Source organism: Tritonibacter aquimaris (assembly GCF_009617595.1).
GTDB lineage: Bacteria > Pseudomonadota > Alphaproteobacteria > Rhodobacterales > Rhodobacteraceae > Epibacterium > Epibacterium aquimaris.
In genome coordinates, this window is record NZ_WIXK01000003.1 from 373,515 (window position 1) to 396,941 (window position 23,427).

Consider the following 23,427-nt stretch of genomic DNA (forward strand, 5'->3'; position numbering starts at 1 on the left):
GATGGCCCTTTCCAGATCGCTCCGCACCTTGCGGGATGGCAAGATTAGGCCGTTAGAACAACGTTAAGTCAAACGCAAACAACTTTACATTTATTCAGCAAAACTGAAGTTTCGTCATAGTCGGTCCGCAGGAACCCCATGCGGGTTGGCCCAGATCGCATCCACAAAGGCGAGCGCGGCAGGCGTCAAAAGCGCCTTTGGCGGGGTGGCAAGATAGACTTCGCGTTCGGGCACATCATTGGCCAGCGGTACAAAAACCAAATCGCGAAAGTCCGGTAATACCGCAAGTTTCGGCAGCAAGGTCACCCCAACCCCGGCCCGTACCAAGGCCAGGATCGACGAGGTATTCGGAACATACATCACTGAATCATCAAGGATTTGTTGAAACTCGGGATCTTTGATCTGCTGACACAACCCATTGGCAATGAAATCACGTGCATTCAAATCCTCCCAACTGAGCGCGCGTTTGTGTTGGGCCAGAGGGCTGTCAAACCGGCACACCACACCAAAAGGATCCCCAAACAGCTTTTCCCGCTCCAACCCCGCCACGGGGCCAAAGCTGGCGATGCCAATATCCACCCTCTCGTTCAGCAGGGCCCGCTGAACGCCCGTGCTGTTCATATCTCGCATTTCCACCCGTACTTTGGGGTGATTTTCAACAAAGCTCCGCAATATGGGCGGCAGAATCACCGTGGCCACCGACGGTGTGACCGCCAGGCGCACATAGCCGATTTCGGCGCGCGCCAGCCCCTCGATATTGATCAAGGTGCGATCAAAGTGGTCCAATTCGCGGCAGGCTTCATTGTAGATCTGTTGCCCCAGCGCCGTCAGCCGCGCTTTGCGGGTGGTTTCAAACAACGGCTTACCAATGTGATCTTCGAACTGTTTCAACATCATCGAGACCGCCGAAGAGGTCCGTCCCAGCGCCTCGGCCGCGTCTGACAGGCGGCCATGTTCCACCACCGCGCGGAAGCAGCGCAGCATTTCCATCTTGATCGACAACTTCAGCTTTCCTGAATTAAAATAAATTACTTCAAGAATGACTTACATTTCCTCCCCTGTCTATATGCCAGCCATCACATCGGAGGAGACCATCATGGACCAACCAGTTACAAAAATCGGCGGCTCAGCCCGTTTTTCAGCCATCGCGATTCACAATGGTGCGGTGCATCTGGCAGGCCAGGTATCACAGTTGAAAGACGCGGATATTGTTGAGCAAAGCAAAGACGTCTTTGCCAAAATCGACGCGCTGCTGGAAGAAGCAGGCAGTGACCGCTCCAAATTGATTTCGGTCCAGCTGTGGCTGGCCGATATGGATGACTACGCAGGTCTGAACGCCGCTTGGGATGAGTGGGTCCAGGATGTGACCGCGCCAACCCGTGTCTGCGTCGAAGCCCGCATGGCGCAGCCCCACTACAAGATCGAAGCGCTGGCCATCGCTGCGCTGTAAGTAAAACTTGGGCAGCAAAAACCTGGCAACAGGCCAAGCTGCCCATGTTCTTACCCGCGGCTTTCGACGCATCCTGCAGGAGCTGCTATACATGCGGCTCCTGCAGCTTTCGGGGCAAATTGTGTCCTAAAATCTGCATTCAACACCTGCAGGAATGCGCATATCTTGCTGAAATAGGCTGATTCACCTAACCTCATCGCGGTTTATTGATTGAGGTTTTTATGCTTGCTCAGGACGCAGCCGCGCTGGAGGCACTGGATTCAGTTGATCAGATTTGGGGCGGCGCGCAAGAGGTGCTTAAACCCCGCGGGATTGAGTTTCTAAACTACATTACCGTGGATAACGAATTTCATTCCCCCCAGGTTCTGTCCAATATTGCCGAGATCTATGGCGACCAGCCGCCGGAAAAAGATCCGTTTCTGGCCTATTGCTGCAACAACTATGCAATCACCCTTACCGGGGTCGCTTACCTGCCGGATTATGATTACCTCCCACCTGAGGCCCAGCGTTTCATCATTGCGGCGCGCAAAACCGGGTTTTCCACCGGCCTTGGTATTCCCATGCGGTTGCGGGGATCGACGCGGTTTGGCGGGTTTAACCTTGGCACCCGAATGGAACGCGATGAGTTTGAGGCAAAGATACTGCCGGACCAAGAAGCCTTTCGCACCTTCTGCCTGATCCTGCACCGCCGCATTGAAGAGCTGCAAAATGACACCGCAACAGAGACCAGCACCAGAGAACCCGACGGGTTCCGCAAGCTGCTGATCGCACAACATTCAAAAGAAATTGCAGACCTCAGCGCCCGCGAACAAGAAGTGGCCCATCTGGTTGCTGCGGGTTACAGCCGCAAGGAATGCGCCCGCCTGTGCGGGATTTCACATCACACGGTGTCGGACTATGTCAAATCGATCTACCGCAAATTGGGCGTGAATGATCGGGTCAAACTTGCGCGTATGTTAGAAGACTAGCCCCCCTAACACGGGGGATGGGCGATGGCTGAAACCGGATGCTAGTCACAGGGCGTATTTCTGTTTGACTAGGGTTCATCATGCCGCGTTTTGCTTCTTCTCTCATTGCCCTTGCACTGGTCGGTGGTTTTTGCGCCATCTCTGATCAGGCCAGTGCCGCAACCATCCCCGTACAAACAAACATCATCTCCTGTGAGTCCTACGATGTTTGGGAAAGCTCCACCCAGACCGCTGACTGGTCGCAAACAGTTTCAGCTCCCATCAATGGCACCTGCAGCGGCGGCACCGGCAGCTTTGGCGGTGGCGAAGGCTACGTCACAGCCACCGCATTGGGTGACACCGTGGGCGGAAACATCGAGGACGTCAATTTCGGACAGATGATTGCACGCAACTTTTCTTATTTTACCCTGGTGGTAAATTCGCTTGATCCCGCGAACACCGATCCGGTGGCGTTGTCGCTTTCGGCCCGATTGACAGGTGATCTTTATGCCTGGGCAGAAAAATCAAACTCAGCCACCGCCAGCGCCACCAGCGGCGTGAGCGCAGCACTGCAGGTGAACGGCGTGTTTGGAGAACGTGGCGTGCAGCGCAATGGCCTGGCCCGAACCAATTTCACTTCGGCGGCTTTGGTCGACCGCGCCGAGGATGAAACCGTAACAGTCACCAAACAAATCACTCCAGGTGAAAATTTTGATGTGCGTCTGATGGTGGTTGCATCGGCCTCTGGCACAGCGCGCAATTTTGAATTGGGCGCAAGCTCCGCCGCCATTGGCCGCACAGAGGCCCGTTTTGAGCTCAGCAGTTTTGTCCTGCCAGAGGGCTATTGCCTACAGGGGGGCGGGTTTGACAGCTGCGCAACCCAGATTTCACCGGTCCCCTTGCCAGCATCAGCGCCCGCTTTGGCTGCCGCTCTGGCCGGGTTGTTTGGTCTGCGCCGCCGCCAAAAACACCGCGCCAAACGACGCGCGTTTCTGGCCAGCTGATTGATCCAAAGCCCCCCGCTTGCAATTTGTGCGGGGGCTTTGGCTTTGCCGCAACCACAGGCATTTGGGAGAGAACAAGGATTCAGCAGCCGCAATTGAGCCGAGTTTCCCCCCGATCTTCACACCAACATCGCCTGTTTCTTGCGCAACACTCCAAACGACGTGCTGCCGAAACGGGCAATTCGTGGTTTCGCCGCTAATTTCACGCAGCCAAGCTTGTTTTTTCGCACCACTCTAAGCTGTCCTGAGATTGCAGGGTGCTTAGGGTTCCGTTGTTGTTTTCGACAAGTCAGGTCCGAGAAGCGCCACCTTGCTGGCAAACTCCAGCGAGGCACACGGCGGGGCAAAATCCCGGGAGGTTACTGCGCTGGTTTTATCCGCGCCCGATCTTTGTTCCGCCAGTGGATTAAACCCGAAACCTCGGCGGGACGCGATTACGGGGAAAGACATGACACTGACAAAACAACTGTCCGCATCTGCCCTTGCATTGGGTGTTTTGGCGTCAACTGCCGCGCCATTGGCTGCAGAAGAAAAAACCGAATTCAAACTTGCTTGGTCGATCTATGTTGGCTGGATGCCCTGGGGCTATCTCGAAGACAGCGGCATTATGGACAAATGGGCCGACAAATACGGGATCGATGTCGAAATCGTCCAATTCAACGACTATGTGGAATCGATCAACCAATACACAGCAGGCGCTTTTGACGGTGTCTCGGCCACCAATATGGACACCCTGTCCATTCCGTCTGGCGGCGGCGTGGACACCACCGCGCTGATCATCGGTGACTATTCCAACGGCAATGATGCGGTGATTGCCAAAGGGGTCTCAAGCCTTGCTGAGCTGAAAGGCAAACCCGTCAACCTGGTCGAACTTTCGGTATCGCATTACCTGCTGGCGCGCGGCTTGGATACGGTTGGGCTCGAAGAATATGATCTGTCAGCTGTGATCAATACATCCGATGCCGATATGATCGCCGCCTATGCCACCCAGGATGTTGAGGCGGTGGCAACCTGGAACCCGCTGGTGTCTGAAATTCTCACCTCCAATCCCGAGGCGGTGAAACTGTTTGATAGTTCACAGATTCCGGGCGAAATTCTTGATCTGATGGTGGTGAACACGCAGACGCTTGCTGATAATCCCAAGTTCGGCAAGGCCGTGGCGGGTGCCTGGTACGAGGTGATGGCGCTGATGGCCGCGGGCGATGAAACGGCGCTTACCGCTATGGCCGAAGCCTCGGGCACCGATCTGGCGGGCTATAAGGCGCAGATGGCAGCAACTGAGCTGTTCTTCGCCCCTGCGGATGCGGTTGCACAGGCACAATCTGGCAAGCTGCCAACCACAATGACCAATGTTGCTGAGTTTCTCTTTGACAAGGGCATCCTTGGCGCAGGCGCGCCCAGCGCGGATTTTGTTGGCATTGAATACCCCGACGGCTCCGTTGCGGGCAATTCTGACAATGTGAAATTCCGCTTTGACACCACCTATATGCAGCTGGCGGCAGATGGCGCGCTCTGACTGATAACGGGGTGAGGCCATGTTGCCCCACCCCTTCCTTTACAGTGAAGGAGCCCCATTCATGCGATTGATTAACCTCGCCCCGGCACGCCCCGGCGCAGTGCTGATCGCAGCACTGCCGTTCATCTGCCTGCTGATTGCCTATTCCATTGCCTCAGATCTAAGGCTTCAGGCCAACCCGCAAGACAAGCTCCTGCCGGCGCTGTCAACAATATCTGAAACCGCCGAACGGCTGTTCACCGAAGCTGACCGGCGTTCGCGCACGATCCTGCTTTGGAGCGATACCGCTGCAAGCCTTGCACGGCTTTTGGGTGGGGTCAGCATCGCTGCGGCGCTGTCGCTTGTGCTGGGCTTGGCGATTGGGCTGCTGCCTTATGCGCGGTCGCTGTTTTCCGGCTTTATCGCGGTGATTTCGATGGTGCCGCCGCTCGCGCTTTTGCCGATTTTGTTCATTGTCTTTGGGCTGGGGGAATTTTCCAAAGTGGTGCTGATCGTGATCGGGATCACCCCGGTGATGACACGCGATCTGGCGCAGCGGGTGATGGAGATCCCCAAAGAACAGATCGTCAAAGCGCAAACTCTGGGTGCCTCCAGCATGGTCATCGCCCTGCGTGTGGCCCTGCCCCAGATCCTGCCGCGCCTGATTGCCAATATCCGGCTGTCGCTTGGCTCTGCCTGGCTGTTTTTGATCGCAGCCGAGGCTGTCGCGTCAAATGTGGGGCTGGGTTATCGCATCTTTCTGGTGCGCCGCTATCTCGCGATGGATGTTATCTTGACCTATGTGGTCTGGATCACCCTGCTCGCCTTTGTCATCGACTGGATGCTCAAAACCATCTCACGTCGCGCCTTCCCCTGGATGGAGGCCGGTCTATGAGCTTTGTAAGTGTCAAAAACCTCTGGCAAAAATATGGACGTCGCCCGATCCTTGAACGGGTGAACCTGTCCGTCGAAGAAGGTGAATTCATCTCAATCGTGGGCGCATCGGGCTGCGGCAAATCCACCTTTTTGCGCATACTTCTAGCCGAAGAACGCCCCTACCGCGGCGAGATCACCATTGATGGCGGCCACCCCGCCAAAGAGCCCAATCTTGAACGCGGTGTGGTGTTTCAACGCTATTCAGTGTTTCCGCACCTAACCGTGCGCGACAATCTGATTGCCGGTGAAAGCCTGCGCACCCGCTTTGGCCGCCTGAACCGCGCTGCCCGCAAATCGGCTGAGACGCGCGCCGATGAGATGCTTGAACGTATCGGCCTTGCCCATGTGGCGCATCAATACCCCGCATCCCTGTCAGGCGGTATGCAGCAACGGCTTGCCATTGGTCAGGCGATGGCGGCAAAGCCGCGGATTTTGCTGTTGGATGAACCTTTTGGTGCGCTGGATCCCGGAACCCGGCTGCAGATGCATGCGTTTTTGATGGAGCTGCGCGCGGAAACCAACATGACCGTCTTTATGGTCACCCATGATCTGGAAGAAGGTTTCAAGCTCGGCGACCGGGTTCTGGTTTTTGATAAGACCCGTTGGGATCCACAGGATCCCAGCCTGAACGGTGCCACCATCACCTATGATTTTGACGCACGCAATGGCGGGATCCCGTTTCAGGATCTGCTGGATCGCCCGCCCAACCCAGCCGTCGCATAACCCACACAGGCAAGCGCTCCCGAGCTCCGCTTGCCCTGTTCACCAAGGCTCGGAAGTGTCCCTTCCCCAAATCGGGACTTCGACTAGGAGACAACGTCGTGTTTTCGAATCTCACGCGCAGTCGCTCACACCACCCGCGCGATCAGCGCACCCTTTTTGCCCAGCGCGACCAGCGCCACCACCACCCCGACCTGAGCAAACTCGCAGGGTGGAAAGCCATGCATCTTGAGGCGGATCTGCCCGAAGGCCGCATGGAAGAAGAACGCCGCTGGGCGCTGCGGATGGGGCTGACAGGTGCAGACAGCATCGATGACAAATCAATCCCCACCTTTGCCCGCGGGGAACTGCCTCATTTCGCAGGTATCAACACCTTCCTCAAAGCGCCCTATGCCGAAGATGTTCTGGAAGTCGCCGATTATGACGCCACCGTCCTTGGCATTCCGTTTGATGGCGGCACCACCTACCGCCCCGGCACCCGGTTTGGCCCGCAGGGCGTGCGCAAAATCTCGGCGCTTTATACGCCCTATAACTATGAGCTGGGCGTCGATCTACGGGAACAGATGACGCTGTGTGATGCGGGTGATGTGTTCACCATCCCGGCCAATATCGAAAAATCCTTTGATCAGATCAGCCGTGGTGTGAGCCATGTGTTCTCGTCTGGGTCTTTGCCGATCATGATTGGTGGCGACCATTCGATTGGCTTCCCCTGTGTGCGCGGGATTGCGGAATGCACCTCCAAACGTATCGGGATTGTCCACTTTGACCGCCACGCCGACATTCAGGAGAAAGACCTGGATGAACGCATGCACACCACCCCTTGGTTCCATTCCACCAACCTTCCGAATGTGCCTGCAACCAATCTGGTACAGATCGGCATCGGTGGCTGGCAGGTCCCACGTGAGGCGGTAAAGGTCGCGCGAGAACGCAACACCAATATCATCACCATGGGCGACGTAGAGAAGATGGGCATCGCCAAGACCATCGAAATGGCGCTGGAGATGGCGTGGAAGGATGTGGACATGGTCTATATGTCCTTTGACATCGACAGCATCGACTGTGGGTTTGTGCCGGGCACAGGCTGGCCTGAACCCGGTGGGTTCTTGCCGCGCGAAGCACTGGCGCTGGCCTCTGGCATTGCCGCCGAGGGCATCTGTGGCCTGGAACTGGTCGAGGTTTCGCCGCCCTATGACACCTCTGACATCACCGCATTGATGGGCACCCGTGTCATCGTAGATGTTCTGGGTGCGATGGTGTCAAACGGCAAACTGGGTGCCCACAAACGTCACATCGACAAGCCTGTGACACTGCCCCACGGCGAATTCTCAGGTCGTCGTTGGGCCAACGCAAGCCCCCATAAGATTGGTGAATAATGCCCCACGATCATTCCCACGACCACGGTCATCATCATCATCACGACCACGCCCCCCATGGGGCGGGTCACAACCACGCGCATGGCGACCACCTGCATTCACATATGCATGCAGAGGACGAAGCCGCAGATCTGCAGGTTCTGGCCACCCAGTTCATCGAAGGGTTTCTGCAAGCCTCTGACAAAACCAGCTACCTGAAACTGGCGGGCGTGCCGTTTGAACGCAGCTCCAAAGATGGGGAAAAGGCGCTCAAACTGATTGACGTCGAACTCAAAACCGACTGGCAGGTCGGCACCGCGTCGCCGTCATTTGGCTCGCGCGAACTCAGCTATATGCCGTTTCCCGGACAGATGGTTCAGGAACGCACCAATATGTCGCTGGTCTATGTCTCGATGGATGAAAAATCCGTTCTCGACATCCGTGACTTTCTTTTTCAACGCAAACAGGACATCGAAACATGAAACCAATTCTAAGCTCTCTCGCAGCCCTGACCGCCGCCTCTCCCGCTTTTGCGCATACCGACAGCACATTTCACAGCCACGGCGCGGAATGGCCTGTGGCGCTGGCCATTTTGGGTATCATCATCGCGGTGACGCTGCGCTCAAGAGGCTAAGGCGCGCAGGCAGCGCCCACATGTCTGGCAGAGCTATTGTGCCAGAAACGTGGGTATCTCTTGCCCCGCCGCATCAACAAGCCAACGCGCGACCCGTTTGACCACGGGGCGCGCGCCCTCAAGCTGGCGAATAGACAGCCCATGCATTTTCCCCGGCAGACGTCGCGCGCGTGGGGGTGTCACCAGGCTGTTATTGCGCAGATATTGGTCGCAAAACGGGCTGGCCACCAGCGCAGTGCCCACACCCGCCCGCGCAAGACGCAACGCAGCCTGCATTGTATTGACCTGTATGACCCGCCCCTCGCGCGTGTCACCCAGCCCCATCGCGGCGCGCCAAGCAGGCCAGGTCAAACGCGGGCCCTGTGGCTCAATCAGGGTCTGTGACAGCCAGCCATCGCCATGTTGCGCCAGATATTCAGGAGAGCAGACCGCGGTGATCTCCTCATCCACCAAAGGCACAATGCCCGCATGCCCGATGTTTTCATAACTAAAGATCAGATCATCCCGATCCGCCCGCGCACCACTGCTTTGATAATCAACAACAATGCTGAATTCGAGATCAGGAAACTCGGAAAATAGCGCAGGCAGTTTGGGCACCAGCCACAGGTCTGCAAAGCTTGGCGAATAGCAGCTCATGGTGATTTTACGCCGCCCCTTCTGGGCAAAGAACCGTGAGGTCGAAAGGGACAACCGGTTGAGCGCATCCGCCACATGCGGATGATAAGCCAGCCCTTCATCGGTTAGAACAACATGGCGTCCGCGCCGCTCAAACAAGGCCGCATCCAGCGCCTGCTCAAGCTTGCGAATGCGCACGGAAATCGCGCCCTGGGTCAGCCCCAGCTCATCCGCTGCTTTGGTGAAATTCAAATGCCGCGCGGCAGCATCAAAGGCCGCCAGCCAGGACAATTCCAAATCCGATTCGCGCCACACCGTCGACAACCTATTAGCAAAACTGGGTCTGATCATGAAATATCACGAGCCAAGCATTGGTTTCAATGGGTCTGAAAAATGTTTCTGGACAGCATCCCTCCAACCAATTCGCCCTTAAGGCGCTGTTAAATAACGACTTATTGCCAAAATACCCTTTGTGACATTCCGGTGAACGGGATCGCGCCACAAATCTGTTTCAATTTTCACCGCATGCAGCGCTCAGGCACCTTCGCCTTTGCACCTGCAACCGGGCCCCTCGCCGCCCAAGAGAGATTGACCGATGAAAACCCGTTTACTGATTTCGGCCGCTCTGGCCGCCACCTTGGTTGGCTCTGCCGCTCAGGCCGAAACCCTGCGCATTCCCCATGAACTGGGCTTTGGTGGCTCGGAATCGATGGATCCGATTTCGCCTCAGCGCTTTTATGAAGCCATTCAGAATGTCTATTCGCGACTGGTACGCCAGGGCGAAGATGGTCGTCCCTCTGCGGATCTGGCCCTATCCTGGGAAACAACCAAAGACGCCAAGGAATGGACCTTCCACCTGCGCCCCGGTGTGACCTTCCACAATGGCAACGCCTTTACCGCCGAAGACGTGGCGTTTTCGCTGATGCGCACCCAGTCAGATACCATCGACAGCCCGACCAAAGGTGTGATGGCCATCATCGACCACGTTGAAGTGCTGGATGACATGACCGCAAAAGTGGTTCTGAAACAGACACATGCGGATTTCCCTTTGCTGGTGATGGATTACCGCATCAAGATGCTTGATGCTGAGACCTGCGGCGGTGATCTGGATGCGATCTGTGACAGCGGCGTTGGCACCGGCCCGTATAAATTGGTGGAGCTGGACGCGCTTGGCACCACCACGCTTGAACGTTTTGATGCCTATTATGGCGGCACCCCGGGTGTCGAAGCGATGGAACTGATTGCCATCGCTGATCAGAACGCCCGCGTGGCGGCCCTGCAGGCGGGACAGGTCGATTTCATCTATGCGCTTTCCGCCGAACAGTTGCCGCTGTTTCAAAACAACCCCAATTTTGTGGTGCAATCCGTGCCCACCGGGCGTTGGGTTGGCATGATCATGAACACCACCGTGGCGCCTTTTGATGACCCACGCGTGCGCAAAGCCATCCGAATGAGCGCAGACCGCGACGCTTTGGGCAAACTGGTCTATGGCGCGGGCGGCTATATCACCACCTGCGATCACCCGGTCTGGTCCGGCGATCAGTACCGCACCGATATCAGCTGCGCGCGTGACATCGACGGCGCCAAAGCGCTGCTGGCGGACGCGGGTTATGAAGATGGGCTAACGGTTGAACTGTTTGTCTCCGACATCTCGGAAGGCGCGGTAAAAATGGCCGAGGTTCTGCAAAACCAGGCGCAGGATGCGGGCATCAAGATCGAGCTGGTGCAGGCCCCTTCCGATGGGTTCTGGAGCGACGTCTGGATGAAAGAGCCATTCTTTGCCACCGGATGGTCACAACGCCCTGCGGATCAGATCCTCAACGAAGCGTTCCGTTCTGGCGTGGCCTGGAATGAAAGCGCCTATACCTCTGCGTCATTTGATGCGGGATTGGATGCCGCCCGCGCGGAGCTCGATTTTGACGCGCGCAAGGCGCTTTATGGAGAGCTGCAGAAAACGCTGTGGGAAACCGGCGGGTCTTTCATTCCGGTGCACCTCAACACGGTACGGGCGTTTTCCGCCAAACTGGGTGGCATCCAGCCGGTCGAGGATTTCTCGATCCGCTACGAAGATGTGACCAAAGCTGAATAAGCCAACAGACTGTATCCGATGACGCTGCCCGTTTGCGGGCGGCGTCTTTTTGCAAAGGACATCACATGGTCAGTCTGATCTTTCGCCGCCTTGGCTTTGCGGGCTTCACCGTTGCTTTCGTCTCATTGATCATGTTTGCAGCGGTTGAGGCCTTGCCCGGAAATGTCTGCACCTCGTTTCTGCAACGGTTTGCCCAGGGCGCACGGCTTGAACGCTGTATTGAACAGCAAGGCCTGAACAAACCCGCGTTTGAACGCTACGCCACATGGGTTGGCGGTGCGGTGCAGGGAGATTTTGGCTATTCGATGAAGCGGCGCAAACCCATCTCTGATCTGATTGGGGACCGGTTTGCCAATACCGCCCTGCTTGGCGGGCTAGCCGCGCTTTTGGCCATTCCCTTTGCAATCTTGTTGGGCATTGCCGCCGGGGTGCGCCGTGACAAGCCGCTCGACCTCTCGCTTTCGGGGTTTGCAATGCTGGCCATGACCATTCCTGAATTTGTGACAGCCACAGCGCTGATCTATGTTTTTGCCATTTCACTGCAGTGGTTTCCGGCGGTGACCATCATGCGTTCTGGCATGGGGTTTGGGGACATGCTGCCCAATATTGTTTTGCCGGTTCTTGTGCTTTCCTCGGTGCTGATCGCTCATATTATGCGCATGGTGCGGGCCAGTGTGATTGATGTGATGGCGTCAGATTATGTGCAGATGGCACAGCTAAAAGGCGTGCCACAACGTCAGCTAATCCGCCGCCATGTGGTGCCCAACGCGTTGATCCCTGCGTTGAATGTGATTGCGCTGACCATTGCCTGGCTGCTTGCGGGTGTTGTCGTGGTGGAGAAAGTCTTCAACTACCCCGGCCTTGGCACCTTGATGATCCAGGCCATTCATGATCGCGACCTGCCATTGGTGCAGGCCATCGCGCTGATTTTCTCTGTCATCTACGTGGGCGTGAACCTGCTTGCAGATCTTGCGGCGCTGGCGATCGACCCGCGCTTGCGTCGAAAGGGGCATTGAGATGCTGAAACTGTTGCAAACTGTGGCTTCTCGTCCCTCGGGGGCCCTTGGCCTGACACTGACCCTTATCCATGTTCTGATCGCGGTGCTGGCCCCTGTTGTGGCCCCGTTTGATCCCACCGCGCAAAATGCCGATACGATCCTGCTTGCCCCCTCCGCCAGCCATTGGATGGGCACCGACACGCTGGGCCGCGATATCCTGTCGCGTGTTTTACATGGCGGGCGACTTGCCATTTCGGTCACCTTCAGCGCGGCGGTGATTGCCACTGTCTGGGGAGCCTTTGCCGGGATTTTCTTTGGCACCATCGGTGGCCGCGTCGATGAATTCGCCATGCGCATTGTGGATGCGTTTCTGTCGATGCCCTGGCTGTTGTTCCTGCTCTTGATCATCTCAATCGGGGGCGCGGGCGCGCTGACCATCATTCCAACGCTTGGCTTTTTCTACGGGGTTGCTGTGCTGCGGGTCGTGCGCGGCGCCGCAATGCAGGTGGCGGCACGCGATTTTGTCACCGCAGCCCGTGCGCGCGGCGACAAACGCGGATCGATCATCCTTCGCGAAATGTTTCCCAACCTCGCGGACATCATCCTGGTCGAAGGCGCGATGCGCTGGAGCTGGATGTTGCTGGCGTTTTCCTCGCTCAGCTTTCTGGGCTTTGGCGCAACACCCCCTACGCCTGATTGGGGGCTGATGGTGGCGCAAGAACGCGGCCTGCTTGCAACCGCGCCCTGGGCCGTGTTCTGGCCCTGCCTCGCGCTGAGTTCGCTGATCATTGGCATCAACCTGCTGGCAGACGCCGTGGGCAAGGCTCTGGGCCTTGACCGCGCCACTGCCATCGCCGCGTGAGGATCAAACTATGACTGACCCATTGATCCAGATCGACCAGCTATCGATCGGCTATACAAACAAATCCGGCCAGAAAACCGATATCCTGAAATCTGTTTCACTTACGCTGAGACCCGGTGAAACCCTGGGCATCGTTGGCGAAAGCGGCTCGGGCAAATCCACCGTTGCGCTGGCGATGATGGGGTTTTTGAAACAGGGGCTGTCCGTTCACGCCGGGCGCGCCAGTTTTGCGGGGCAGGATGTCTTTGCCCTGTCCGAACCAGAACGCGCCCGTTTGCGCGGATCCGAAATTGCCCTGATCCCACAAAACGCGGGCCAGGCGCTGACCCCCACCCTGACAATCGGGGCGCAGATCGATGAGGCGCTCAAACTGCACACCAATCTGTCGGGCGCAGAACGTCAGGCAAAAATTCATCACCTGCTAGAGCGGGTGCGCCTGCCCAAACCGCACGAGCTTGCCACGCGCTACCCCCATGAATTGTCTGGTGGCCAGCAACAGCGCGCCGCTGTGGCCATGGCTTTGGCCGGGCGCACCAAGGCGCTGATCCTGGATGAGCCAACAACCGGGCTTGATGTCACCACACAGGCGCATATCCTCGAATTTCTGCGCCATCTCGCCCATGAGCTTGGCGTGGCAATGGTCTATGTCAGCCATGACATGGGTGTCATCGCCCGCGTCGCGGATCAGGTTGCGGTGATGTATCAGGGCGAGATCGTTGAACATGGCCCGGTGCGCCAGGTTCTGAAGCAGCCACAACAGGATTATACCCGTGCGCTACTGGCCGCGATCCCGCGCCTTGATGCGCCTCTGACCCGCCCAAAACCCGCAGACGGCCCAGATGCGCTGATGCTGGAAGATCTCGCCATCAGCTATCACCGCCCGTCACTGCTGGATCGTATCCTGAAACGCCCCGCGCCCAAAGCCAATGTGGAACATATCAACCTTAGCCTGAAACCCGGCCAGACCCTGGGCCTTGTTGGCGAAAGCGGCTCTGGCAAATCCACCATTTTGCGCGCCATTGCGGGCCTAATTGAACCGCAACGCGGCGCCATCAGCCTGAGTGATAAAACCTCTTTGACTGCGCCGGTATCCCGCCGTGATCGCAAGACCCTGCGCCGGGTGCAGATGATCTTTCAAAACGCCGATGCGTCGCTCAACCCGCGCCAGACCGTGGCTGAAATCCTCGGCGCACCGCTGCGGCTTTATTTTGATCTCTCGGGGGCAGAGGCACGCCAACGCGCCGCCCAGCTGCTGCAAGACGTGCGCCTGCCTGCGACCTACCTGGATCGCTTCCCCGGTCAGCTGTCGGGTGGTGAAAAACAACGCGTTGGCCTGGCCCGTGCCTTTGCCGCCAAACCCGAAGTCGCACTGTGTGATGAGATCACATCGGCGCTGGATGTCTCGGTGCAGGCAACCGCGCTTGAACTTTTGGACCGGCTGCAGCGGGAAAACGGCTCAAGCTATGTTTTTGTCAGCCATGATCTGGCGGTGGTGCGGCAAGTCTCTGATTGGGTGGCTGTGCTCTATCAGGGCCGCCTGTGTGAGCTGGGCCCGGTTGAGGCGCTTTATACCCGCCCGTTTCACCCCTACACGCGCCTGCTGCTTGGCGCGGTGCTGGCCCCCGATCCAGACATCACCCCCACGATCTTGTCTGATGCGGATGATCCGCGCAGCAGCGCCTATGCAGAACTCTGGCGTCACCACGCCGCTGAAATTGCCACGACAGACAGCCCACTCCGCCATGATCTTGGCGACGGGCATATGGCCTGGCTCAACCTCGACCCAAAAGCGGTCGCCAATATGAAAGTGTCAAACCATGTCCGCTAAAGTCATCCTCGTCATCATGGACGGCGCAGGCTACGCCGCCGCCACCAGCCAATGCGGCTATCTCGAAGGTGCGGTGGAACTGGGTCAGGCGAAACGCTGGAAGATGATCACCGCAACCCCGTCGCTGTCGGGGCCGATGTATGAAACCATCCATACCGGGCTTTGGCCGCATGAACATGGGATCGTGTCAAACGAGGGGATGCGCGCCTCAGACAAACCCAATGTCTTCTCGCTGGCACGTGCCGCCGGGAAAACCACCGCCGCCGTGGCGCAGGAATACTATCACCGCCTCTATGTGGATCGCCCCTGGGATCGTCTGCGTTCCATCGAACATCACGATGAGGCGACCGATATCCAACATGCGCGGTTTTACTCCATGGAAGGCTACGGCGCGATGAATGCGGTTGCCCCCGCAGAAATTGATCTATGCGCGCAGGTCACGCTGCTGGCCGAGGCCCATTCACCTGACTACCTGCTGCTGCACAGCTGCTCGGCGGATACTTTGGGCCATACCTTTGGTGGCGACAGCGCGGAATACCGCTATCAGGTCTGGATGATTGATAACGCCCTGGCCCGCGCCATCCCAACCTGGCGCGAACTTGGCTATGAAATCATGGTCACCGCCGATCACGGCATGAACGCCGAACGCCACCACGGCGGGATGGAAGCGATCATGCGCGAAGTGCCATTTTACTATTTTGGCGACGCAGACGCGCCCGCGGACCAAGAAGAGCTGAGCCAGCTTGGCCTTGCCGCCACCATCCTTGATCGGATCGGTGTGGCACCGGCCGAGGGCATGCGCGCACCATTTCTAAAATAACACGCAAACGTTTTGACATGATCACGCCCCCAATTGGGGGCAACCACACGCCCGCGTTCTGTCGCTAACAGGGAGCGGGCGTGTTTACGTTGGCACGCGCCAATCTTGGCGGGGCAATTTGTAGCGACACCAGACTGGTATCTTGTGCCAATATGCAAATACTGCCAAGGCGTCAGAAGCTGCTGCCAATCTGCCGTCACGGCGCAATCGTTTGTGTGATTATGACCGCTACCCAATCCGCTCCAAGCCCTGCAAAACGCGCCCAACAAAGGATCATTGATCCTGTTCGGAGCCATTTGCGCCGCGCCAGCCAGCTGTCTGTGATGGCAGGGCTGATCGGGCCACTTCTGGCCGCGCTCATCGCCTGGAGCATCGGATCCTGGGTTTCAGGCGCACCTGTCTTTCTCTCGGTGCTTGCTGTTGCGCTGGTGTTTCTGGCCCTGTCCGCTTTGCGCGGCCTGTTGAACTATTTCGCCGAAGGGCTGCTGTATCAGGCCGCCGAACAAACCATCACCCGTGAACGCCGCCTGTTGATCCAGCGTGAGGCGCGCTCCCTTTCAGCGGTGCGCTCCGGTGAAATCGCCGCACTGATGAGCCAGAAACTACCGCTGCTGCAACCCTGGATCACCCGTTATTATGTGGCAATGGCGCGCGTGCGCTGGCTGCCACTGGTGATCCTTGTGCTTTCTTTCACCATGTCGTGGATTGTGGGGCTGGTGCTGCTGGTTGCAGGCCCCTTGATCCCGGTGTTCATGGCGCTTGTGGGCCTTGCAGCCGAAGATGCCTCTAAAAAACAAATGGATGAGATCGGCAGCCTCAATGATCTGACGCTTGAACGGCTTTCGGCCCTGCTGGATATTCGCGCGCTTGGCGCAACCGAGCGTATGACCAAAGACTTTGCCAGCCGCGCCCAAAAGCTGCGCCACCAAACCATGCAGGTGCTGCGCATTGCCTTTCTGTCATCCGCCGTGCTTGAGCTGTTTTCAGCGCTTGGCGTGGCAATGGTTGCGGTTTTTGTTGGCTTTACGCTGCTGGGAGAGCTGCAATTTGGCACCTGGGGCGGCGGTTTGAGCATCGAACAAGGCCTGTTTTTGCTGCTGATCGCGCCAGACTTTTTCCAACCGATGCGCGATCTCGCCGCTGCCTGGCATGACCGCGCTGCGGGTTTTGCTGTGGTTAAAGAGCTCGACGCGCTGGATCAGGCCGACAGGCAGGCGTTTTTGGGTACAGCCAAGCCCGCAGCCCCGCTTGCGGGTGCTGTCGATATCCGGGTTGAAAACGCTGTGGTGGAACGCGCGGGCCAAACCATCCCGCTGCCTGACGTTCACCTCACCTCTGGCAGATCGCTTGCTGTTATCGGCCCAAGCGGTGCGGGCAAAACAACGCTGCTCTCTGCGCTATTGGGCCTCACCCCGCTGGCGCAGGGCCGCATAGAGATCAATGGCGCGCCGCTTGATGATCAAAACGCCGATGCCTGGCGGGCCCGCGCAGCCTTCATCCCGCAGCGGGTGCATTTTGCCAACCAACCCTTGCGGGACTGGCTCACCCCGCGCGGCAGCAACGTTGATCTCTGGGACGCGCTGGAGCAGGCGGAAATTGCCGACGCGGTCAAAGCCCTGCCCGAAGGGCTGGACACCCGGTTGGGGGAAACCGGCGGCGGCGTATCAGGCGGCGAAGCGCGCCGTTTGATGGTGGCGCGCGCCATAATGATGGACGGTGATGTGCTGATTGCCGATGAACCCACTGCAGATCTCGATCGTGAGACCGCAGACCGTGTGATCCGCGCCCTGCTGCAACAAGTTTCACGTGGCGCAACATTGATCGTGTCGACCCATGACACTAGGCTGGCCGCAGCACTGGATCAACAGGTGGGGATCGCACCATGAAACGGACCCTGCTGCCCCTGATCCAAATTGCCCGCCTGTTGATCAGCAGCAATAAAACGGCGCTGCTGCGTGGCGCGCTGCTGGCCTGTGTTGTGTTGATCATGGGCGCAAGCCTGCTGGCGCTGTCTGGCTGGTTTATCCTTGCGACCGGTGCGGCGGGTCTTGCCGGGCTTGGTGTGGCCTTTGATGTGTTTCGCCCCTCTGCCGGGGTGCGGTTTCTGGCGCTGGGGCGCACGGCCGCACGCTATGGGGAACGACTACTGACCCATGATGCAACCCTGCGGGCGCTGGCGGCGCTGCGCATCGACCTGCTCAGACGGTTTGCCATTCGCGATGGTTTTGCCCTTGGCAGGCTGCGCAGCACCCAGGCGCTGACCCGCATTATTGCCGATGTAGACGCGCTCGATGGGCTGTTGCTGCGGGTGGTTCTGCCCTTTGGTGCCGCATTGCTGACGCAGATCATTGTTGCGGCCTTCCTTGCGGCTGTGGCGGGCTGGCAGGTTGCCCTGCCCATATTGGTTGGTTTTTCCATGTTGGGCAGCCTTTTGGCGCTGCTGCTCGCACGACGCACCCTGCTACCCTCTGACCAGTTTGAAGCCGCCTCGCAAAACCTGCGCCGCGCCATGATCGATCTGATCCGGGATCGAGAAGCGCTCATTCTGAATGGCGCTTTGAAACAGGCCGAACAACAAATCGCAACACTGGAGCAGGACGCCTGCACATATGCTGCGCAGCTTGATCGCGCCGACCGGTTTGCGGGTGCTGTGCTTCAGTTCCTTGCGGCCGCAACTGCCGCTTGCGCCATTTTCCTTGGTAGCCAGCTGTTTGAAGCTGGTAGCGTTTCTGCCCCCGTAGCAGCAATTGCGTTTTTTGCCTGTCTTGCGCTTGCGGAAACCATTTTGCCCTATCGCCGGGGCTTTACGGAAATCGGGCGACAAGCCTCTGCCGCCAAACGCATTTTGGACATGGGCGACAGTCCGGCAGAACCCGTTTCACCACCAAAAGAACCCATCGACTGGAGCGTGTCTGTCACCACCGCTGCGGCGGAGTTTTCCGTCAAACCCGGCGAAGCCGTTGCCCTCACCGGGTCCAGTGGCAGCGGCAAATCCACCTTATTGTTGCGAATCGCGGGGCTGCTGCCCTCGGATGCGGTGCATATCGGCGGCGCGCGCCCCCAAGACATCCCTGAAAGCCTGCTGCGCAGCCATCTGACATTCGTGCCACAACGCAGCGCCTTGGTCGCAGGCTCCATACGCGACAATTTAACGCTCGGCGCCGAGGCCAGCGATTCTGAGATGGAACAGGTGCTCGATTCACTTGGCCTGCTCAAGGTGATTGCGCCGCGCGGTGGTCTGGATCTTAAGCTCGGCGAAGCGGGCGAAGGGCTCTCAGGTGGGCAATCCAAGCGTCTCACCATTGCCAGAGCGGTGTTAAAGCGCCCCAAGGTGCTTTTGCTGGATGAACCCAACGAGGGGCTGGACGCCGCAACCGCCACCATGTGCCTGCACGCTGTGCGCAGGCTGTTGCCACAAACCAGCCTCATCGTGGCGCTCCATAGCCAGGCGGATCATGCGGTATTTGACCGCAGAGTGCCGATCTGCCGCACATGAGTTCCGTGACTTAGTCACTAAATCTCCCGAGTGACGGTGCGTAAATTCAGACCAAAGCGCCAGACAATTGTGCCATAGGCGCGCAACGCCCGCTTGGAAAACTGCTATGGAACTCGACGTTGTAGAACTCTCTCGTCTTCAATTTGCGTTAACCGCAATGTATCACTTCCTCTTTGTACCGCTGACTTTGGGTCTTTCGATCCTCGTCGCGATCATGGAGACGGTCTATGTCATGACCGGCCGCCCGATCTGGCGGCAAATCACCAAATTCTGGGCCTCGCTCTTTGGCATCAACTTTGTGCTGGGCGTCGCCACCGGGATCACCATGGAATTCCAGTTCGGCATGAACTGGAGCTATTACAGCCACTATGTCGGTGATGTCTTTGGCGCGCCGCTCGCCATCGAAGGGCTGATGGCCTTCTTTCTTGAAGCAACCTTTGTTGGTCTCTTCTTCTTTGGCTGGGACAGGCTGAGCAAGGTTCAGCACCTTGCAACCGCCTGGCTGGTGGCCATTGGCTCCAACTTTTCGGCGCTGTGGATCCTGATCGCCAATGGCTGGATGCAGCATCCGGTGGGGGCAGAATTCAACCCCGACACCATGCGCATGGAGATGACCTCGTTTTTTGACATTATGTTCAATGAGGTCGCCCAGGCCAAATTTGTCCACACCGTATCCGCCGGATATGTCACCGCGTCGGTTTTTGTTCTTGGGGTATCGGCCTGGTATCTGCTGAAAAACCGCCACATTGAACTGGCGTGCCGCTCCATCACCGTTGCGGTGTCTTTTGGTCTCGCGGCGGCTCTGTCGGTTGTGCTTTTAGGTGATGAATCCGGTTATGCCGCCAGCCACACGCAGCGCATGAAACTCGCCGCGGTCGAGGCCATGTGGGAAACCCATCATGCGCCCGCGCCGTTCACCGCTGTGGGCTTTCCCGATCAGGAAGCGCGTGAAACCCACTACGCGGTTGAAATCCCCTGGGTCATGGGGCTGATCGGCACCCGCTCTCTCAATCAGGAAATCCCCGGCATCAATGATCTGGTGGCCGAGGCAGAAGAGCGCGTGCGCCGTGGCATCATTGCCTATGATGCGCTGATGACCATTCAGGCAGAAGGCAAAGACACGCCAGAAAACGTGCGCGCGGTCTTTGATGAAACCTCGATGGATCTGGGCTTTGGCATGTTGCTGAAACGCTATGTCGATGATCCACGTGAAGCCAGTGAGGCGCAGATCGAAAAGGCCGCCTGGGATACGGTGCCAATGGTTGCGCCGCTGTTTTGGGCCTTCCGCATCATGGTTGGGCTTGGGGTGCTCTTTATTGCTGTGATGCTCTATTTCTTCTGGTGCTCAAGCTTCAGAGGCCAGCAATACCCGCGCTGGTCGCTGCGCGCTGCGGTCTGGATGATCCCGGCCCCGTGGATTGCCGCAGAGGCCGGCTGGTTTGTGGCTGAATATGGCCGCCAGCCCTGGACCGTGGATGGGGTCTTGCCCACCGCCATGTCTGCAAGCCACCTTAGCGTGCTGGATCTGCTCATCACCCTGGCGCTGTTCACCCTGTTTTACACCGTGCTCTTCATCATCGAGATGGGCTTGATGCTGAAATACATCCGCAAAGGCCCCTATCAGGACGTCGAAGAAACCGAAGCCTGGGAAGAGCGCCATCAAAACCGCCTGCGTGCGCGTGATGGCAATGGCCCCTTTGCACCCGCTGGCGCACAGGCCGCGTCATCCGTCGATGACGGCGCTCAACGCCCCAATATTACACCTGCGGAGTAACAGCCATGATCCTGCATGAATTGATCGACTACACCACTTTACGCATCATCTGGTGGGGCTTGCTGGGGGTGCTGCTCACAGGCTTTGCGCTCACCGATGGTTTTGACATGGGCGTGGGCGCATTGCTGCCGTTTGTGGCCAAAACAGATATGGAACGGCGGGTGACCATCAACACCATCGGCCCGGTCTGGGAAGGCAACCAGGTCTGGTTTGTACTGGGTGGCGGCGCGATCTTTGCCGCCTGGCCGCCGCTTTATGCGGTTAGCTTTTCCGGGTTTTATCTGGCGATGTTTCTGGTGCTCGCCGCGCTGATTGTGCGCCCTGTCGCCTTTAAGTATCGCTCCAAACGCGAAGATCCGCGCTGGCGCACATCCTGGGACTGGGCCCTGTTTGTGGGCGGCGCGCTGCCTGCGCTGCTGTTTGGGGTTGCGGTGGGCAATGTGCTTTTGGGGGTTCCGTTTTACCTGACCGACAGCCTGATGCCGATGTATCCGGGCCATGCGATCTTGAAACTCCTTGGGCTGTTGCGCCCCTTTGCGCTGCTGGCGGGGGTGGTGTCCTTGTCGATGCTGATCACCCATGGTGCAGCCTGGCTTACCCTGAAAACCGAAGGTGACATTCAACAGCGCGCCCGCCGGATTGGCACTGTCTCGGGGCTCGTGGCGATTACAACCTATCTGCTGGCCGGGCTTTGGCTTGCGGTGGGCATCGATGGCTTCCACTTTACCGCGGCGGTTGACACCGCAGGCCCGTCCAACCCGCTTTATAACCCGGTTTCGCATAGCGGCAGCTGGCTCAACGCCTACATTGAACGGCCCTGGATCGCCATTGCACCGGTCTGTGGTGTTCTTGGCATGGGCCTTGCCGTCATCGGCCTGCGCTCGGGACGTGAGGTTTCCACTTTGCTGTGGTCAAAACTCGGGATTGTCGGGGTGGTTTCATCCGTGGGGCTGACCATGTTCCCCTTCATCTTGCCCTCAACCCTTGATCCCACCTCATCGCTGACCGTGTGGGACGCCTCTTCCTCGCATCTCACCCTCTTTATCATGCTGGTGTGCACCGCGATCTTCATGCCGCTCATCCTTTGTTACACCGCCTGGGTCTACAAAGTGCTCTGGGGCAAGGTGACCGAAGACGAGGTGCGCGGCAAATCAGGCACCATGTATTGAACCAGAAAGGAACGTAATCATGTGGTATTTCGCTTGGATGTTGGGCCTGCCTCTGGCTGCGGTATTTGCCGTGATGAACGCCATGTGGCTGGAGCTGCAACGCGACCGTAAACTGGCTGAAGAAGGCGACGGCGCGCTGGTTTCAGCAGCGCAACCAGATCATAAATAAGCCGCCTGACGGCTCACTCAACGGGGCTGGCGGCGATATCCCCGCCCGCCAGCTCACTCCGAGCCTGCCGCAAACAGGCCCCGATCTCACGAAAAATCTCGGCATTTGGTGTACTGCGCCGCCATGCAAGCGCCACCTGACGCGGATAGGCGCCGCTGACGTGGCCCAGATGCAGCGTGTGACCTTTGGAAATCCCGGCATCCACCGCAAGTTTTGGCAATAGCGTAATACCCAGATCTTCTTCCACCATCGCCACAAGCGTCGACAGGCTGGTTGCTGAAAAACTCTGGTCTTCATCCAGATTGATGCCGTGAAAACTCGACAAGGCATGGCGCTGCAGACAATGCCCTTTTTCCAACAACAGCAGATGGCGGTTCATCAGATCCTCAGCCTCGATCGTGTCGCGGTTGCCCAAAGGGTGATCTGGCGGCGTTGCCAGCCAATAGCCATCTGAAAACAGCACCTCGGTTTCAATCTGCGACGGCATTGTGTGGGGCAAGGCCAGCAACAACAGATCCAGCCGCCCATCCAACAGCCCTTCGACCAAGGGTGCCGTCAGCTCTTCGCGCAGGTAAAACTGGGTGTCCGGCAACGCCGCTTTCAGAAGTGGCATCGCACGTGGCATCAAAAACGGCCCCACGGTGGGAATGGTGCCCATCCGTATCACGGTTGCCCCCGAACTGCGTTCAAGCTGCGCCCGGTTTTCCAGATCCTGCACCCCAGCCAGAATACCGCGCGCCCGTTCCGCCAGATCGCGCCCCACCGGCGTGATCATCACCCGTTGCTTGCTGCGTTCCGCCACTTTTACCCCCAGACGTTCCTCAAGCTCTTTCAGCCCGGAAGACAGCGTGGATTGGGTGACATTGCACAGCTCAGAGGCGCGCGAGAAATTCTCAGCGCTGTCCAGAGCAACAAGAAAACGGAGTTGGCGTAGCGTAACCATGCGTTATCGATTTATTCAATAACGCAATGCCGTACAATTCATTTCTAACCGCTGTACGCCATAGCTACGGTAATTTTGTCACCAAACGCGCGGCCGCCAGCGTCTTTTTTTACGGTCTTCTGCGGC

22 protein-coding genes and 1 riboswitch are annotated in these 23,427 nt (G+C 58.1%); of the genes, 19 read left to right on the forward strand and 3 right to left on the reverse strand.

Annotated features, from left to right (window positions below; genetic code table 11):
• Positions 1-114: 114 nt before the first annotated feature.
• Positions 115-1,002, reverse strand: coding sequence for a LysR family transcriptional regulator (locus GG681_RS07840; RefSeq protein WP_153546812.1), 888 nt, complete (start codon positions 1,000-1,002; stop codon positions 115-117).
• A 94-nt stretch (positions 1,003-1,096) separates the two neighbouring features.
• Between GG681_RS07840 and GG681_RS07845 the strand changes: the two genes are divergently transcribed.
• From GG681_RS07845 to GG681_RS17695, 9 genes are all read left to right on the forward strand, one after another.
• A complete protein-coding gene (locus GG681_RS07845) occupies positions 1,097-1,450 on the forward strand; it encodes a RidA family protein (protein WP_153546814.1) in 354 nt (117 codons plus the stop codon).
• 221 nt (positions 1,451-1,671) lie between these two features.
• Positions 1,672-2,418: a helix-turn-helix transcriptional regulator gene (locus GG681_RS17755; RefSeq protein ID WP_153546815.1), complete on the forward strand. Its 747-nt coding sequence runs from the start codon at positions 1,672-1,674 to the stop codon at positions 2,416-2,418.
• A gap of 80 nt (positions 2,419-2,498) precedes the next feature.
• Positions 2,499-3,401, forward strand: a complete 903-nt coding sequence (locus GG681_RS07855) for a hypothetical protein (protein ID WP_153546817.1) — start codon at positions 2,499-2,501, stop codon at positions 3,399-3,401.
• Positions 3,402-3,651: 250 nt separating this feature from the next.
• A riboswitch (guanidine-I (ykkC/yxkD leader) is annotated at positions 3,652-3,761 on the forward strand.
• Positions 3,762-3,849: 88 nt separating this feature from the next.
• A complete protein-coding gene (locus tag GG681_RS07860) occupies positions 3,850-4,917 on the forward strand; it encodes a putative urea ABC transporter substrate-binding protein (RefSeq protein WP_153546819.1) in 1,068 nt (355 codons plus the stop codon).
• Positions 4,918-4,978: 61 nt separating this feature from the next.
• Entirely contained in the window at positions 4,979-5,791 is an 813-nt protein-coding gene (locus GG681_RS07865) for an ABC transporter permease (RefSeq protein ID WP_153546821.1), read from the forward strand.
• Positions 5,788-6,555, forward strand: a complete 768-nt coding sequence (locus GG681_RS07870) for an ABC transporter ATP-binding protein (RefSeq protein WP_153546824.1) — start codon at positions 5,788-5,790, stop codon at positions 6,553-6,555. Before GG681_RS07865 ends, GG681_RS07870 begins: the two co-directional genes overlap by 4 nt.
• 98 nt (positions 6,556-6,653) lie before the next feature.
• Positions 6,654-7,925: an agmatinase family protein gene (locus GG681_RS07875; RefSeq protein ID WP_328593305.1), complete on the forward strand. Its 1,272-nt coding sequence runs from the start codon at positions 6,654-6,656 to the stop codon at positions 7,923-7,925.
• Positions 7,925-8,386 (forward strand): hypothetical protein, encoded by a 462-nt coding sequence (locus tag GG681_RS07880; protein ID WP_153546826.1) that lies wholly within the window; start codon positions 7,925-7,927, stop codon positions 8,384-8,386. Before GG681_RS07875 ends, GG681_RS07880 begins: the two co-directional genes overlap by 1 nt.
• The gene (locus tag GG681_RS17695; protein WP_194287158.1) at positions 8,383-8,538 is read left to right on the forward strand and encodes a hypothetical protein; all 156 of its coding nucleotides are present in this window, start codon (positions 8,383-8,385) and stop codon (positions 8,536-8,538) included. Before GG681_RS07880 ends, GG681_RS17695 begins: the two co-directional genes overlap by 4 nt.
• Positions 8,539-8,571: 33 nt before the next feature.
• On the opposite strand, the gene GG681_RS07885 is transcribed toward GG681_RS17695, so the two are convergent.
• Entirely contained in the window at positions 8,572-9,468 is an 897-nt protein-coding gene (locus tag GG681_RS07885) for a LysR family transcriptional regulator (protein ID WP_194287159.1), read from the reverse strand.
• A gap of 280 nt (positions 9,469-9,748) precedes the next feature.
• Between GG681_RS07885 and GG681_RS07890 the strand changes: the two genes are divergently transcribed.
• The 10 genes from GG681_RS07890 to cydX all read left to right on the forward strand — a co-directional run bounded on the left by GG681_RS07890 (position 9,749) and on the right by cydX (position 22,358).
• Positions 9,749-11,242, forward strand: coding sequence for an ABC transporter substrate-binding protein (locus GG681_RS07890; protein WP_153546830.1), 1,494 nt, complete (start codon positions 9,749-9,751; stop codon positions 11,240-11,242).
• A gap of 65 nt (positions 11,243-11,307) precedes the next feature.
• Positions 11,308-12,258, forward strand: coding sequence for an ABC transporter permease (locus GG681_RS07895; RefSeq protein WP_153546832.1), 951 nt, complete (start codon positions 11,308-11,310; stop codon positions 12,256-12,258).
• 1 nt (position 12,259) lies between these two features.
• Positions 12,260-13,102, forward strand: a complete 843-nt coding sequence (locus tag GG681_RS07900) for an ABC transporter permease (RefSeq protein WP_153546834.1) — start codon at positions 12,260-12,262, stop codon at positions 13,100-13,102.
• Positions 13,103-13,112: 10 nt separating this feature from the next.
• Positions 13,113-14,930, forward strand: a complete 1,818-nt coding sequence (locus GG681_RS07905; RefSeq protein WP_153546837.1) for a dipeptide ABC transporter ATP-binding protein — start codon at positions 13,113-13,115, stop codon at positions 14,928-14,930.
• Entirely contained in the window at positions 14,920-15,750 is an 831-nt protein-coding gene (locus tag GG681_RS07910; RefSeq protein WP_153546839.1) for an alkaline phosphatase family protein, read from the forward strand. Before GG681_RS07905 ends, GG681_RS07910 begins: the two co-directional genes overlap by 11 nt.
• Before the next feature lie 323 nt (positions 15,751-16,073).
• The gene (locus GG681_RS07915) at positions 16,074-17,636 is read left to right on the forward strand and encodes an ABC transporter ATP-binding protein/permease (RefSeq protein ID WP_235899779.1); all 1,563 of its coding nucleotides are present in this window, start codon (positions 16,074-16,076) and stop codon (positions 17,634-17,636) included.
• Positions 17,633-19,246, forward strand: a complete 1,614-nt coding sequence (locus GG681_RS07920) for an amino acid ABC transporter ATP-binding/permease protein (protein ID WP_153546844.1) — start codon at positions 17,633-17,635, stop codon at positions 19,244-19,246. The genes GG681_RS07915 and GG681_RS07920 overlap by 4 nt, the downstream gene beginning before the upstream one ends.
• A 106-nt stretch (positions 19,247-19,352) precedes the next feature.
• Entirely contained in the window at positions 19,353-21,020 is a 1,668-nt protein-coding gene (locus tag GG681_RS07925; protein WP_153546846.1) for a cytochrome ubiquinol oxidase subunit I, read from the forward strand.
• 5 nt (positions 21,021-21,025) lie between these two features.
• The gene (gene cydB, locus GG681_RS07930; RefSeq protein ID WP_153546848.1) at positions 21,026-22,189 is read left to right on the forward strand and encodes a cytochrome d ubiquinol oxidase subunit II; all 1,164 of its coding nucleotides are present in this window, start codon (positions 21,026-21,028) and stop codon (positions 22,187-22,189) included.
• 19 nt (positions 22,190-22,208) lie between these two features.
• On the forward strand, positions 22,209-22,358 hold the full coding sequence (gene cydX, locus GG681_RS07935) for a cytochrome bd-I oxidase subunit CydX (protein WP_153546850.1): 150 nt from the start codon (positions 22,209-22,211) through the stop codon (positions 22,356-22,358).
• Between the two features lie 13 nt (positions 22,359-22,371).
• On the opposite strand, the gene GG681_RS07940 is transcribed toward cydX, so the two are convergent.
• Complete coding sequence (locus GG681_RS07940) at positions 22,372-23,301, reverse strand: hydrogen peroxide-inducible genes activator (protein WP_153546851.1); 930 nt, start codon at positions 23,299-23,301, stop codon at positions 22,372-22,374.
• Positions 23,302-23,427 lie beyond the last annotated feature (126 nt).